Source organism: Falsihalocynthiibacter arcticus (assembly GCF_000812665.2).
Lineage (GTDB): Bacteria > Pseudomonadota > Alphaproteobacteria > Rhodobacterales > Rhodobacteraceae > Falsihalocynthiibacter > Falsihalocynthiibacter arcticus.
The window spans coordinates 85,025-98,992 of record NZ_CP014327.1 but is presented as its reverse complement, the minus strand read 5'-3'; the positions used below and the strand labels follow the sequence as shown (position 1 = coordinate 98,992).

Below are 13,968 nucleotides of genomic sequence, written 5' to 3'. Positions count from 1 at the left end.
GAGCAGGGCATGAATGAACTGGGTCTGCGAAACGGTCTCCATCACACTAGCACCGTGTCAAGAACCGTCGCGACCCGTTGGGCTTCGGCGGCGAGGGTGGGCCAATCGGGGACATCATTGTCCCACTCGATGAGGCTGGGTTTGGCACCGCCTCTGAGCAAGGTATAGGCGTACATTTCCCATACGGGTTCGGCGACTTCACGGCCATGACTGTCGATCAGAAGCAGGTCGCCATCGTCGTCACTGTCCTCCTCAAAACCCGCCAAGTGGATTTCCCCAACCAGATCAAGGGGGAAGGCGTCGATGTAGGAATATGGGTCGGTTTTTTGGTTGGTGGCGGAAATAAACACGTTGTTCACATCGAATAATAGGCCGCAACCTGTACGTTGAGCGATCTCGGCGAGGAATTCGGCTTCGGGGATTTGGCTTTCGGCGAAGGTAAGGTAATTGGAGGGGTTTTCCAGCAGCATACGGTGGCGTACGGTGGATTGAACTTGATCGATATGTTCGCAAATCCGCGAAAGCGTTTCTTGAGTATAGGGCAGAGGCAAAAGGTCGTTCATGAAGCCAACATCATGAGTGGACCACGCAAGGTGTTCGGAAAAACTGGCGGGGTTAAGCCATGAAACCAGATGACGCAGGCGTTCGAGGTGGTCTGTATCAAGGGGCTTCTCGCCGCCGATCGACAGGCCGACACCATGCACAGATATTGGGAATTTTTCGGAGAGGGCACGCAGTTGGGCGATGGGGCGGCCGCCCTGACCCATGTAATTTTCTGCGTGAATTTCGAGCCATTCCACGGGGGAGGCATCGGTCATGATCGCGGAAAAATGCTGGGGTTTGTAACCAACGCCGGGGCGATTGGGGAGGGCCTCAAAACGGTGCGGGTTGGAATCGAGCACGGGAGCCTCCGGAACATAAATTATTCTAGGTAGCCTACATCAGAATTGGCTAAGAACCAAATCCGAGTAATTCGGAGAAAATGCGCCCCACCCAGACGGGTGAGGCGTGTAGGATTTATGCAGGGATGTCGCGCTCAAGAGCATCGAGGGAACCCATACGGCCTTCGCCAACGTCCATAGTTGCGCAAGTTCCAGTAGCGACAAGTTTCCATGCGTTGCCTTGGAAGTCGACTTTGGATGTGCCCGCACATGTAGTGCCAGGACCGGCTGCGCAGTCGTTTTGACCCGCAAGGGACACACCGAAGCATTTTTCTTTTGCTTCATCGGCAGCAGCAGGAAGAGCGTGGGCAGAAAGTGCAGCAGCAACAGCGCCAGCAGCGGCAAGAGTTTTGAAGTGTGTAGACATTGAGATATCCTTTAAAAAACTGTCATAAAAATCGCAGCAAGCGATTGGGTAAACTCTATGCGAGCCAGGAGGGAACGGGCCACTCACATCGTCGTTATTCACTGGCGCGTGAAGTATCGCGAGGAGGCGGGTGGGAGCGTACGCGTGAAAAATCCTCTTAGTTTTAAGGGGCTGACGACAAATTGTCGCATAAGCGAAAGTTTGGAGGCGCGCGGTACTCCGCCGAATATTTCACCAATGAGGGGGCGTATTGAAACAAATCCGCCGAAATACTGGTGGAAATTGTTTTAAAATTGCGCGGCTTGAGGATTGTTACAGAAAGCGCAGGCGCCTAGGGCGATGAAAAATGGCCCGAAAACTGAAGTTTCCGAGCCATTCCTTAAATTGCGAGCGATTTAGTCGCGCAAATCGGGGGGTGTTGCTTCAACCGCGAGGTCTTCGACGACTTGATCAAGCTCTAAGACCCTTGTTTGCTTTTCACCCAAGCGGCGTAGGGTGACGGTGCGGTCTTCGACTTCTTTCTTACCGATTGCGAGGATGACGGGCACTTTGCCAAGGCTGTGTTCGCGGACCTTATAGTTGATCTTCTCGTTGCGAATGTCGGCCTCGGCGCGCACGCCGCGTTTTTGCAGGGCAGCGACGGCTTCCAAGACGAACTCATCCGCATCGGATACAATAGAAGCCACAACCACTTGGCGCGGCGCAAGCCAGAAGGGGAATTTCCCCGCGTGCTCTTCGATCAAAATTCCGATGAAACGCTCAAACGAGCCCAAGGTTGCGCGGTGCAACATATAGGGCGTGTGTTTGGCACCATCTTCGCCGACGTAAGTTGCGTTGAGGCGTTCGGGGATGTTTGGATCGACCTGAAGGGTGCCACATTGCCAGTCGCGGCCAATGGCGTCAGTTAAAACGAACTCAAGTTTCGGGCCGTAAAATGCGCCTTCGCCGGGGTTGAGTTCAAACTCGTACCCTGCTGCTTTACACGCGTTGCCTAGGGCGTCTTCAACGAGGTCCCAGCTTTCATCTGATCCGACGCGCTTTTCTGGACGGGTGGAAAGCTTGATGCGCCAGTTGTGGAAGCCCAACTCACCGTAGATTTGCGAAAGAAACTCGACGAATTTTTTGGTCTCGGATTCGATCTGGTTTTCTGTACAGAAAATATGGCCGTCGTCTTGTGTAAAGCCGCGCACACGCATGATACCGTGCAGTGCGCCCGAAGGTTCATAACGGTTACAGGAGCCAAATTCCGCCATGCGCAGGGGCAGGTCGCGGTAGGATTTGATGCCTTGGTTGAAGATTTGTACGTGGCAAGGGCAGTTCATCGGCTTGAGCGCGTTCACAGTTTTTTCGCGTGCATGTTCCTCGTCGACTTCGACAATAAACATGTGTTCTTGATAGGCTTCCCAGTGACCGGACGCTTCCCAAAGCTTGCGGTTCACCACTTGTGGTGTGTTCACTTCGACATAGCCGTCGGCATATTGCTTGCGGCGCATGTAGTCTTGCAACTCGGTATAGACGCGCCAGCCGTTTGCGTGCCAGAACACTTGGCCCGGTGCTTCTTCCTGCATATGGAAGAGGTCCATTTCGCGGCCAAGTTTGCGGTGATCGCGTTTGGCGGCTTCTTCGAGCATGTGGAGGTGCTGCTTGAGGCCGTCTTTGTTTTGGAACGCCACGCCGTAGATGCGTTGCAGCATCGCGCGGTCACTGTCGCCGCGCCAGTAAGCGCCCGCGATGGACATCAGTTTGAATGCGTCACCCGGAACTTGACCGGTGTGTTGAAGATGTGGGCCGCGACAGAGGTCTTGCCAGTGGCCGTGCCAATACATGCGCAGGGGTTCGTCGCCCGGAATGGAGTTGATAAGCTCTACTTTGTAAGGCTCATTATTGGCCTGATAGAAATCAACCGCCCGTTCACGTTCCCAAATTTCTGTGGTCACAGGCTCGCGCTTGTTGATGATCTCTTTCATCTTTTTTTCGATGGTTTCGAGGTCTTCTGGTGTGAAGGCTTCTTCGCGGTCAAAGTCGTAATACCAGCCGTTTTTAATCACGGGGCCGATGGTGACTTTAACGTCTGGCCAAAGCTCCTGAACGGCGCGCGCCATGATGTGGGCACAGTCATGACGGATCAGCTCAACGGCTTGTTCCTCGTCTTTCATAGTGTGGAGCGCGAGGCTTGCATCGGCGTTGATGGGCCATTGCATATCCCAATGTTGGCCGTTCACTGTCGCGGAAATGGCTTTCTTCGCGAGGGATGTGGAAATGCTCTCGGCCACCTGCGCGGGGGTAATGCCAGCATCATATTGGCGGGAACTGCCGTCGGGAAGGGTAAGGGAGATTTGGGCCATCATGGGGCTCCTCGTCAGTTTGGCGCCTACGAAACGCCCGGTTGCGGGTATATGTTCGTGCGTGTTTTGCCGCGCGGGGCGGGGAAAGTCAACGCGGATTTATGGACTGTGGTCCGGATCGCAAGGAGAATGAAAGACTTGAAACTCGGGGCGCTGGACCGCACTGTGGCGGTCAAACATCGGCAATATTTTGGAGCCAAGACATGACAGACCCACAGTTTTTAACCACCGAGACAGGGCGCAAAATTGCCTACCACCTTACGGAGGGCAAGGGACCAGGTGTGGTGTTTTTGGGCGGATTCATGTCGGATATGGGCGGCACCAAGGCTGTGTACCTTGAGGAGTGGGCCAAGAAAACTGGCCGCGCCTTTTTGCGGTTTGATTATTCGGGGCATGGCGAGAGTTCGGGGGTATTTACCAACGGTTGCATCGGAGAATGGGCCGCAGACGCACAGGCCGCTATTAGCACATTGACCGAAGGGCCACAGATCTTGGTTGGCTCGTCGATGGGGGGCTGGATGGCGCTTCTTGTGGCGCGCGCGATGCCCGAAAAAGTCGCCGGACTGGTGGGAATTGCCGCTGCGCCCGATTTTACCGAGGATAGCATGTGGGGCGGATTTGACGCGGTACAAAAGGTGGAAATGGCCGAAACGGGGCGGGTTGCCTTGCCCAGCGAATATGGCGACGGGCCGTATATTATCACGCGGAAGCTGATCGAGGATGGGCGCGAAAACCTCGTGCTGCGCAGCCCGCTTTCTCTGCCATTTCCCACGCGATTTTTGCAGGGAACTGCCGATGCGGATGTGGATACTTCGGTGGCGATGCGCCTTTTGGAACATGTTGAGGGCGGTGATGTCCGCCTGACGCTGGTCAAGGGGGCCGATCACCGCTTCTCGACGCCTGAATGCCTAAACCTGATAACAAAGACCTGTGAGAAGGTCATCGCACGGGCGAAATTTTGAAAGGCTGAAAAAATGGATCAATGGGTAAGTTTAATAACGCTTGGCGTGGCCGATATGGATGCTTCGGCGGCGTTTTATGAAGGTCTGGGATGGGCGCAGGTGGAAAGTCCGGATGGGGTCATTGCATTTGACCTGATTGGCCAGACGCTTGGGTTGTATCCGAGGGCGGCTTTGGCCGATGATCTCGGCATTCCGGTTGCGGATGTCGGCGGTTTTAGCGGGGTGATATTCGGCCATAATGTGCCCCAAAAAGAAGATGTCGCGCCGTTACTGGAACGGGCAAAACAGGCCGGTGGGACGGTGTTAAAGCCCGCAGTTGATGTGTTTTGGGGCGGACACCACGGGTTTTTCGCCGATCCAGACGGGCATGTGTGGGAAATTGCGCATAACCCGTTTTCACCGCTGGGGCCAAAGGGCGAATTCCAATGGAACGGCGTGAAATAGATGCGTAAACCCGCGAGCATGCGGGGGCTTGAAGCCTTCGGGCGCACGCGGTTATCCAAGTATTTCTTCATGCGCGATTTTCTGTATTCGGAAATCGGCGCAGTGCACGGGTTTTCCAATATCCCTGACAATCCGGAACTGGCGATTGCGGCGGGGCGTGCGCTTTGTACGCAACTGCTTGATCCGCTTCAGGAAACTTTTGGTTCGATCTCTGTGCGTTCAGGATTTCGGGCGGCGGATTTGAACCGGTTTGGCAATGAGAACGCGCTGAACTGCGCCAGAAATGACGTGGATTTTGGCGGGCATATTTGGGACAGGAAAGATCCACGCGGCGCCATGGGAGCCTGTGCGTGCATCGTGATTCCGTGGTTTGCGGACCGATATGAGAAGGGAAGGAATTGGCATGATCTGGCGTGGTGGTTGCACGATCATTTGCCCTATTCCGAAATTCGGTTTTTTCCAAAACTCGCGGCGTTCAATCTTACGTTTAGCGAGGTGCCAAAGCGGGATATTCGCGGGTGGATTGGCGGGAATTCTGTTGTGCTGCGCGCGGGGGATGCGCCATCCGAGGAGCAAGCGGTGCGCGCAGCACGGTATTTTGATTTCCCGATATTTCGCGGGCTAGATTTGCCGGATTAGGCTTTGAGTTTGGTCACCGTTGCAGATTTTTGTACAGGTTTCTCAGCAGCTTTTGGCGTTTCGGGTTTTGCATTCGCATCGATGAAATCAAGGACAAGCGGGCGGATATTGTTGCGCCAGCTTTTGCCTGCGAAAATACCAAAGTGTCCCGCGCCAGGTTCAAGGTGACTAGCTTTTTTGCTATCAGGCAGGCCGGTCAACAAGTCGAGCGCGGCCACGCATTGGCCCGGTGCCGAAATATCGTCGTTTGCCCCCTCGACGGTTTTGACCGCAACCGAAGTGATTTTTCCGATATCGATGGGCGTACCGTTAACAACGAACTGATTCTTTGCGATTTCGCCGTCTTTGAAAATCCGCTCGACAGTCGAGAGGTAGAACTCGGCTGTCATGTCCATCACGGCAAGATATTCGTCATAGAAACGGTTGTGCGCATCATGGTCGCCAGCTTCGCCTTTTGAGACGCGGGTGATTTGATTTTTGAAAGCTTCTGAGTGGCGCTCGCTGTTCATCGATACAAAAGACGCGAGTTGCAGTAGGCCCGGATAGACCATGCGTCCGACGCCTTTGAATTTGAATCCAACGCGTTGAATCGCGGTTTTTTCGAGTTGGCCCATTGTGACACGGCGACCAAAGTCGGTAACGTCGGTTGCAGCGGCATCGGGGTCGATTGGCCCACCGATGAGCGTCAGGGTGCGGGGTTGTGCGGACGGATCGAGCTCTGCGAGGTAGGCTGTCGCCGCGAGCGCTAGGGGCGCGGGTTGACAAACGGCAATCACATTGGCTTCTGGTCCAATTTCTCGCATAAAATCAACGAGGTAAAGGGTGTAATCTTCAATATCAAACTTGCCTTCGGAGACGGGAATGTCCCGCGCATTGTGCCAGTCGGTGATATAGATTTCGGCGTCTGGAAGAAGGCTCGCGACGGTGCTGCGCAAAAGGGTTGCGTAGTGGCCGGACATCGGAGCGACCAACAAGATTTTGCGCGCCTTTTCGGGACGGCCTTGCACGTTAAACTTGATCAAATCGCCAAAAGGACGCGAGAAAACGGATTCAACTGAGACCAAATGATCGCATCCGTCCTCGGCAGGAATCGAATGAATGCCCCAGTCTGGCTTGACCGCCATACGGGCGAAACTACGCTCTGTGACGTCGCCCCATGCGCCTATCCATTGCAAAAACGGGTTGGGAACAAGGCCCATGGCAGGGAAGGCAGCGACGGCTTTTGCAGATGCGCCCAACCACTCGTTGGTATTGCGCATTGTTTCCATCATGTCATAGGTGGCCATATACCGCATATTCGCTCCTTCACAGCGCTGATTTCTCAGGCTAAGCTTGATTTGTGCTGCACGCGCGTCCTGCACTATGCTGCACTTGCAGAAAGATTAGGGTAGAAAAAATCATATGACAACCAATCAGAACGATTCCGACGAAAAATCCTCAGATTCAAACGGAAATGTGACATCTGAACGTCTGTCAGAGAATCTGGCTAAGGTGGAGGCGCTTTCGGCGCGCCTTGTCGCCGCCCTTTCGAAAAAACGTAAAATTGATCCCAACCTCCAAGGCCCAAGTAGCGACCTCTTCATGAAGGCCGCTGCCGCTTATATGGCCGAAATGGTAAATAATCCGTCAAAAATGGTCGAGCATCAGGTTGCTTATTGGGGGAAGTCGCTTAAGCATTACGTGGATGCGCAGCATACTTTGAGCGAAGGTAAAATTGAGGCGCCCAAAGATTCTGGGCCTACCGATCGTCGATTTGCAGACCCCGCGTGGGATACGCATCCGTATTTCAATTATATTAAGCAACAATATTTGATGGGCAGCGATGCTGTTTCGCAGGCCGTGGCGGACCTTGACGGGCTAGATCCGTCAGATAAAAAGCGAGTCGATTACTTTAGTCGCCAGATTGTGGATATGTTTTCGCCCAATAATTTCCTTGGGACAAACCCGACGGCGCTGGCCAAAGCAGCCGAGACCGAGGGGCAATCCTTGGTGGATGGGCTGGAAAACCTTGTGCGCGATATTGAAGCCAATGATGGCGAGCTTTTGGTAACTTTGGCCGACAAAAAGGCCTTTAAAGTTGGTGAAAATCTTGGGACGAGCAAAGGATCGGTCGTCTTTCGCAATCGCATGTTTGAACTTGTGCAATATGCCCCCCAAACCGAAACCGTCTATAAGACTCCGTTGATTATCTTTCCGCCGTGGATCAATAAATTCTATATTTTGGACCTCAAGACCCAGAATAGTTTGATAAATTGGATTACAGAACAAGGGTTTACCCTGTTTGTCGTCTCTTGGGTCAACCCGAACGCCTCCTATAAGGATGTGGGATTGGCGGATTATGTGAATGAGGGGTACCTTGAGGCCATCGCGACGGTCAAAAAGATTACCAAGGAAAAGAGCGTCAATGTTGTGGGCTATTGCATCGCCGGAACGACTTTGTCGCTAACACTTTCGAAGATGAAAAAGGCGGGGGACAAATCGATAAAATCAGCGACCTTCTTTACCACGCTAACGGATTTCTCGGATCAGGGCGAAGTTGGCGTGTTTTTGGACGAAGGCTTTGTTGGTGGGATTGAACGCGAAGTCGCTGAGACGGGTGTTTTGGACTCGCTCTTCATGTCTAAGACCTTTTCGTATTTGCGCTCCAATGACCTGATCTATGCGCCCGCTATTCGGAATTATATGATGGGGGAGGCGCCGCCAGCGTTTGACCTTCTCTATTGGAACGGCGACGGAACGAACCTTCCGGGCCAGATGACGGTCGAATATCTGCGTAACCTTTGTCAAGAAAATCACTTCGCGCGCGGAATCTATGAAATGGAGGGCGAGGTGCTCTCGATTAAAGATGTGGACGTGCCCGTTTGTGCTATCGCCTGTGAGACCGACCATATCGCGGCTTGGACCTCCTCGTATCGCGGCGTGAGTCAGTTCAAGAGTAAATCGAAAACCTTTATTCTGTCTGAAAGTGGCCATATCGCTGGGATCGTGAATCCGCCCAGCAAGAAAAAATACGGCCATTATACCAATGAGGACATGACGCTTACCGCAGATGCGTGGAAAGAAGGCGCAGAGTTTCATGAGGGCTCATGGTGGGAACGATGGGGAAAATGGCTGTCTGAACACTCAGGCGGGCAGGTTCCGGCGCGAATTCCCGGTGATTCGGGCTATCCAGAGCTTTGCCCTGCTCCTGGAACCTATGTTTTGGCACCAATAAGTGATTGATTTATAAGGGTATTGAATAATAATGCTGCGATGCAGCATAAAAAGCTTGAAATGCCGCGATGCAGTATGCATATTGTTTGTACAAGAGAAATTCAGCGGAACTTCCCGCCTGCACTTAGGAGCGAACACATGACACAAGCACAAGATTTCACCAAGATCATGCAAGACATGGTTGGCGCATTCCCAGTAGACACAACTGCATTTGAAGGCGCGTTCAAAAATTCCGCCGCCCTTGGCGACAAAATGTCCAAAGTAGCTTTGACAGCTGCTGAGAAATCTAACGAGATTTCCACAAAATGGACAAAAGAAACACTTGCGAAACTTTCTGCAGTTTCTGCAGTTAAAACTGAGCCAGCTGATTATAGCAAAGCATTGACAGAATTCGCTTCTTCAACTGCTGAGATGGCTTCTGAAAACTTGGCCGCTTTCGCTGAAATTGCGAAAAAAGTTCAAGCTGAAACCGTTGAACTGATGCTTGCTGCTGGCAAAGACATCACTGAAGAAACAAACGCTGCTGTTAACAAAGCAACCGCAGACGTTACGAAAGCTGCAAAAGCGGCCACGAAGTAATTTGAGGTTCTAACCGCGGGTCTCCTCCTCCCTCCCTCCCGCGCTTCCTCTTAAGGCGAGATCCTCTCGGGTCTCGCCTTTCTTTTTGTTGCTTTCCTTCTGCGCATGCGCAATCCTTCTGCATTGCAGAAGAAGGGGATCCCTGTGAGCGAAGCCGAAAAAACACTACTTATCAAACGTTATGCCAGCCGCCGTCTTTATAATACCGAGACCAGCGATTACGTCACTCTTGAAGACATCGCAGGCTTTATCCGCACAGGGCGTGAGGTCCAGATTATTGACCTAAAAAGCGGCGACGATCTGACACGGCAATATCTTCTACAGATTATTGCGGAGAGAGAAAGCCGTGGTGACAATGTATTGCCCGTCAATGTCCTCATGGATTTGGTGCGTAGCTATACAAACCAAGCAGGCAGCGTTGTCCCTGACTTTCTCTCTGCCAGCTTTGAAATGCTCCGCGAGAGCCAGACCAAAGTTATGGGCGGCTTTCCCAGTCCTTTGGCCGGCATCCCTGGTCTTGACGCGCTAAAGGCTCAACAGGAAGCGTTTTTGAAGACCATGACCGGCGGATGGACCGCGCCTACATCTGAGCAGCCAGCCTCAAAAGACACCGCGAGTAGCGATAGTGATCTGGCTGACATCAAGAAACAGTTGGCGGAACTGCAAAGTAAGCTGTCAAAAATGAGTTAAAGCGTCGAGCTTAAATATTGAATCGATAGGATTCCGTTGAGTTCAGTTTTGTGATTCACTCTGGTTGGGAGGATGGATCATGTCAGCAGCATTACCGATGGCGCTTCGGGCGCGGTTTCAAGAGTACATTGAGGAAGGGTTGAGCGGTCGTGCGGCGGCGGCGCGTTTGAAGGTTTCGGCGGCCACGGGCGTTCGCTGGCTTCGCAGAATCCGTGAGCGAGGCAATGCCACACCGGATGTCCAAGGGCGACCAAAAGGACACGGAAAGCTCGCGCTCCACCGTGAGTTTCTTGTAGAGTTGGTCGCGCAGGATGGTGACATCACACTGCCAGAACTGGCCGGAGCGCTGAAGGCCGCCACGGGTGTTGTTGCCCATTCTGCATCTATCGGACGGTTCCTGCGCAAACTTGGTTACACGTACAAAAAAAGTCACTGGTGGCCACCGAGCGGCTCCGCGCCCATGTGAAGCTGCGTCGTCGGGACTGGTTCCGGTACCGTATTCCGGCAATGCAAGCGCATCCTGAACGGCTCGTCTTCATAGACGAGACGTCAGTAAAAACCAATCTGACCCGACTACGTGGGCGCAGTCTATGCGGAAAGCGTCTGGAAATGGACGCACCGTTTGGGGCGTGGGGCACTCAGACGTTCATTGCAGGCCTGACGCAAGATAACCTGATTGCACCATGGGTCATCAAGGGGGCGATGGATGGTGAGGCGTTTGAAGTCTACGTCCGCAATGTCCTTGCCCCGGAACTGCGACCAGGCACTGTCGTCATTTGCGACAACCTTGCCACCCATTACAACAAGGCGGCTGCAGAAGCCTTGCGGGAAGTCGGGTGCTGGTTCCTCTACCTGCCGCCGTACTCACCCGATCTCAACCCCATTGAAATGGCCTTCTCAAAACTCAAAGCCCACCTTCGAAGGATCGGAGCCAGAACATTTGACCAGATGTTCGATGCCCTCGCCAAAATTTGCAATCTCTTCACGCCAGACGAATGCTGGAACTTCTTTTGTGAGGCGGGATACGGATCAAGTTAAAAGCTCGATGCTTTAAGCTGATTGGCTCTGCGGTAGAAAACGCTCATTCTACCGCAAAAACCCCCTGTTTTCAGCGTGTCACGCGTCAGCGAATGATCTGGGGTCTGAACTGAAATTTGCGACGGGCTTCTTGCGGTAAATGCCGATTGAGATATTTACTGATAGCCCCATAAATCCCAATCACAACAAACGTCAAAAGCACGTAGTACATGGCAAGGATCGGATAAGGGACGAACGGGTTAAACGTTTTGTCCGCAAAATAACTGGCGTAATACAGCGCATCGCCGCGTTGCTGCCATGCCGGAAAGCCCGAGAAATAGACTAAGGTTGTGGCGTGGAAGAGGAAGATCGCCTCGTTGGTGTAAGCGGGCCACGAGAGGCGCAGCATGGTGGGGAAAATCACCCGCCGGAATTTCTTCCAACCGGTTAAACCGTAGGCATCGGCAGCTTCGATTTCCCCCTTGGGAATAGAGTTCAGCGCACCATAGAAGATTTCCGCAGTATAGGCCGTTGTGTTGAGGAAAAGCACCAGCAATGCCCCGAGCCAAGCCTTTGTTAACATGCGGGTTTCCAGCGTAATTTCGACGAATCCTAGGTTGAGATCGATGCCGAGTTTGGGCAGGAGAACGAAGGTTTCATACGCCAAGAAGAACTGAATAAACAGGGGCGAGCCGCGAAAGATAAAGATGAAAATCTCGGCGGGGCGGCGCAGAATCCAGCGATGTGAGCTTTTGCCCATGGCCACGGCTGTGGCGGCAAAGAAGCCAAAGATGAGGGCGAGGACGCCGAAATAGATGTTCCAGATCATACCCGAGCCAATCAATGTGAATTGATCACACAGGGTGAAGTCGGTTTTGGGCAGAAGCCGCTCGCCATAGCCGATGGAGCGCAGGCCGTAGTTTTGGATGGTTTCGAGGCAACTCATGCCGTGGCCTCGCGTCGCTGGGCTTCGCCGCCAGCGGTTGCCTGTCCACGGGAAAGTTTACGAGTCAATTTGGCAAAGGCGATTTCGCTCACTTTGGTTAGTGTGAGGTAGAAGACCATCAAACCAAGGAAATACCAAATGCGCCAATCTGGATGCGGATAGTCGAAGGCATTGGTTTTGTGGCCCCCCATTTCGCGGGCCCAAAAGACGATGTCATGGATGCCTAAAAGGAACAAAAGTGGCGTAGCTTTTACAAGGATCAACCAAAGATTGGAGAGGCCGGGCAGCGCGAAAATCCACATTTGCGGCACAAGAATGCGCCAGAAACTTTGGCGGTGCGACATACCGTAAGCTTCGGCGGTTTCCATTTGGGCACGGGGGACGGCTTGCATCGCGCCATAAAGAACGTTGGCCGCAAAGGCGCCGAACACGATCGCAAAGGTAAAAACCGCGATGGAGAAACTGTAGGTTTCATGGACCCATTGGGCCGAGGTGGAGAGGGGCATTTTAGCATCGGGGCAGACAAGGAAATCACTGCCCTGACGAATGGCATCGGTCCATTCGGGGCATTTTACCTTGTGGCGCGTCCATTCGACAGCTTGGTCAAGGGCGATGACAAAGAACATAAAAAACGCAATATCAGGAACCCCGCGCACGACGGAGGTGTAAATTTTTCCAAACCAGCGCAGGGGGCGACGTGGCTACGCGAAGCTGTCGCGCCCAAAAAGCCAAAGAACAAGGCAACGGGTGCGGTCACGGCCAGCAAGAGGAGCACCGTTAAAAACGAACTGTAAAACGCGAAATGTTTTCCTGTCGTGAGATAGCACGACAGCCATGTCAGGCCTTCGAGGGCGGACGGATCGGAGCAATATGAAAAGATCGGACAGTCCCCTGAGTGGTTTGGCCAATAGGAAAACGCGCGCCTATTTTCAAGGCGCGCGTTGATTATTAAGGTTTAGAATACTTGGGCGTCTGCGCCGAACCATTCAGTGATTAAAGCGTTCAACGTGCCGTCAGCTTTCATCGAATCGATGGCTGTGTTGAATTTTGCTTTGAGTTCTGTGTCGCTTTTGCGCATGCCGATGCCGATGCCGCCACCCAATCCGATGGGTTCGCCAACGATGAGCATTTCGCCACCGCTTTCGGCCGCAATTGGATATAGATAATCGCCGTCGGCAAAGACTGCGTCCGCTTCGCCATTTTTAACCGCAGCAACGGTTTCGTCTGGGGTTGCGAACTCAACCAAGATTGCACCGGATTCAGCAATGTAACCCGCTTGGATAGTAGCAGCTTGTGCGGCCACAACAGCAGAAGTTAGGTCAACGTCTTCGGACAATGCAAGGTAGGCGGAAGCCGCTGGTGGCGTGTAGTTTTGCGAGAAATCAATGACTTCTTTGCGCTCGTCCGTGATGGACATGCCTGCAATAATTGTGTCGTAGTTGCCGGAGTTGAGGTTTGTGATGATGCTGTCCCAATCGTTTTGGACCCATTCACATGTCAATTCTGCGCGTTTGCAGAGTTCATTGCCCAAGACGATTTCATATCCGTCGAGATCGCCATTATCGTTGACGAAGTTGTAGGGAGGGTAGGCACCCTCTGTGCCCATGCGAACGGTGTCAGCGAAGGCAACGCTCGTTGTAAAAACTAAAGCTGCGGTCGAAAGAAGGATATTTTTCATTTTAGTCTCCGTGAGGTGTAATTACGTAAGTCTTCCGCCAACGGGGAACCAACGCTTGGTGTGCGTATTCTTGGTTCCGTCGTTGAGAAACTGGGGTATGTGCGAAGGGCCGAAATCTAGGACGATTTTGGAATCAAACTCTAATGG

Annotated in this window: 13 protein-coding genes and 1 pseudogene; 7 read left to right on the top strand and 7 right to left on the bottom strand. The window is 52.9% G+C overall.

Going from position 1 to position 13,968, the window contains the following annotated elements; all coding sequences use genetic code 11:
- Positions 1-41 precede the first annotated feature (41 nt).
- The 3 genes from bufB to thrS all read right to left on the bottom strand — a co-directional run bounded on the left by bufB (position 42) and on the right by thrS (position 3,653).
- Positions 42-902, bottom strand: a complete 861-nt coding sequence (gene bufB, locus RC74_RS00510) for an MNIO family bufferin maturase (RefSeq protein ID WP_039000954.1) — start codon at positions 900-902, stop codon at positions 42-44.
- Positions 903-1,017: 115 nt separating this feature from the next.
- Positions 1,018-1,308 (bottom strand): BufA1 family periplasmic bufferin-type metallophore, encoded by a 291-nt coding sequence (locus RC74_RS00505; RefSeq protein ID WP_039000955.1) that lies wholly within the window; start codon positions 1,306-1,308, stop codon positions 1,018-1,020.
- Positions 1,309-1,703: 395 nt separating this feature from the next.
- Complete coding sequence (gene thrS, locus RC74_RS00500; RefSeq protein ID WP_039000956.1) at positions 1,704-3,653, bottom strand: threonine--tRNA ligase; 1,950 nt, start codon at positions 3,651-3,653, stop codon at positions 1,704-1,706.
- Positions 3,654-3,856: 203 nt separating this feature from the next.
- On the opposite strand from thrS, the gene RC74_RS00490 reads away from it, so the two are divergent.
- The 3 genes from RC74_RS00490 to RC74_RS00480 are packed head-to-tail and all read left to right on the top strand — an operon-like array spanning position 3,857 to position 5,698.
- Positions 3,857-4,615 carry an alpha/beta fold hydrolase gene (locus RC74_RS00490; RefSeq protein WP_039000957.1) on the top strand — a complete coding sequence of 253 codons (759 nt, stop codon included), beginning with the start codon at positions 3,857-3,859 and terminating at the stop codon, positions 4,613-4,615.
- A 12-nt stretch (positions 4,616-4,627) separates the two neighbouring features.
- Positions 4,628-5,059, top strand: coding sequence for a VOC family protein (locus RC74_RS00485; RefSeq protein ID WP_039000958.1), 432 nt, complete (start codon positions 4,628-4,630; stop codon positions 5,057-5,059).
- Positions 5,060-5,698, top strand: coding sequence for a hypothetical protein (locus tag RC74_RS00480; RefSeq protein ID WP_236940002.1), 639 nt, complete (start codon positions 5,060-5,062; stop codon positions 5,696-5,698). It abuts the gene before it with no gap.
- Here the strand turns inward: RC74_RS00480 and phaZ are convergent.
- Positions 5,695-6,993 (bottom strand): polyhydroxyalkanoate depolymerase, encoded by a 1,299-nt coding sequence (phaZ, locus tag RC74_RS00475; protein ID WP_039000959.1) that lies wholly within the window; start codon positions 6,991-6,993, stop codon positions 5,695-5,697. The genes RC74_RS00480 and phaZ overlap by 4 nt on opposite strands.
- Positions 6,994-7,099: 106 nt before the next feature.
- Here phaZ and RC74_RS00470 point away from each other — a divergent pair, with 106 nt between their 5' ends.
- The 4 genes from RC74_RS00470 to RC74_RS21495 all read left to right on the top strand — a co-directional run bounded on the left by RC74_RS00470 (position 7,100) and on the right by RC74_RS21495 (position 11,218).
- A complete protein-coding gene (locus RC74_RS00470; RefSeq protein WP_039000960.1) occupies positions 7,100-8,920 on the top strand; it encodes a PHA/PHB synthase family protein in 1,821 nt (606 codons plus the stop codon).
- 129 nt (positions 8,921-9,049) lie between these two features.
- Positions 9,050-9,490, top strand: a complete 441-nt coding sequence (locus RC74_RS00465; RefSeq protein WP_039000961.1) for a phasin family protein — start codon at positions 9,050-9,052, stop codon at positions 9,488-9,490.
- Between the two features lie 144 nt (positions 9,491-9,634).
- Positions 9,635-10,180, top strand: coding sequence for a polyhydroxyalkanoate synthesis repressor PhaR (gene phaR / locus RC74_RS00460; protein WP_039000962.1), 546 nt, complete (start codon positions 9,635-9,637; stop codon positions 10,178-10,180).
- Positions 10,181-10,259: 79 nt separating this feature from the next.
- A protein-coding gene (locus tag RC74_RS21495; protein ID WP_156477400.1) for an IS630 family transposase occupies positions 10,260-11,218 on the top strand; the annotation gives its coding sequence in 2 pieces (ribosomal slippage) (positions 10,260-10,601 and positions 10,604-11,218; 957 coding nt in all).
- Positions 11,219-11,303: 85 nt separating this feature from the next.
- Here the strand turns inward: RC74_RS21495 and RC74_RS00445 are convergent.
- The 3 genes and pseudogenes from RC74_RS00445 to RC74_RS00435 all read right to left on the bottom strand — a co-directional run bounded on the left by RC74_RS00445 (position 11,304) and on the right by RC74_RS00435 (position 13,821).
- Entirely contained in the window at positions 11,304-12,143 is an 840-nt protein-coding gene (locus RC74_RS00445; protein ID WP_039003334.1) for an ABC transporter permease, read from the bottom strand.
- Positions 12,140-13,023 (bottom strand): annotated as a pseudogene (locus RC74_RS00440) (ABC transporter permease). Before RC74_RS00440 ends, RC74_RS00445 begins: the two are co-directional and overlap by 4 nt.
- Positions 13,024-13,098: 75 nt before the next feature.
- Positions 13,099-13,821 (bottom strand): transporter substrate-binding domain-containing protein, encoded by a 723-nt coding sequence (locus RC74_RS00435; protein ID WP_039003332.1) that lies wholly within the window; start codon positions 13,819-13,821, stop codon positions 13,099-13,101.
- Between the last annotated feature and the right edge of the window lie 147 nt (positions 13,822-13,968).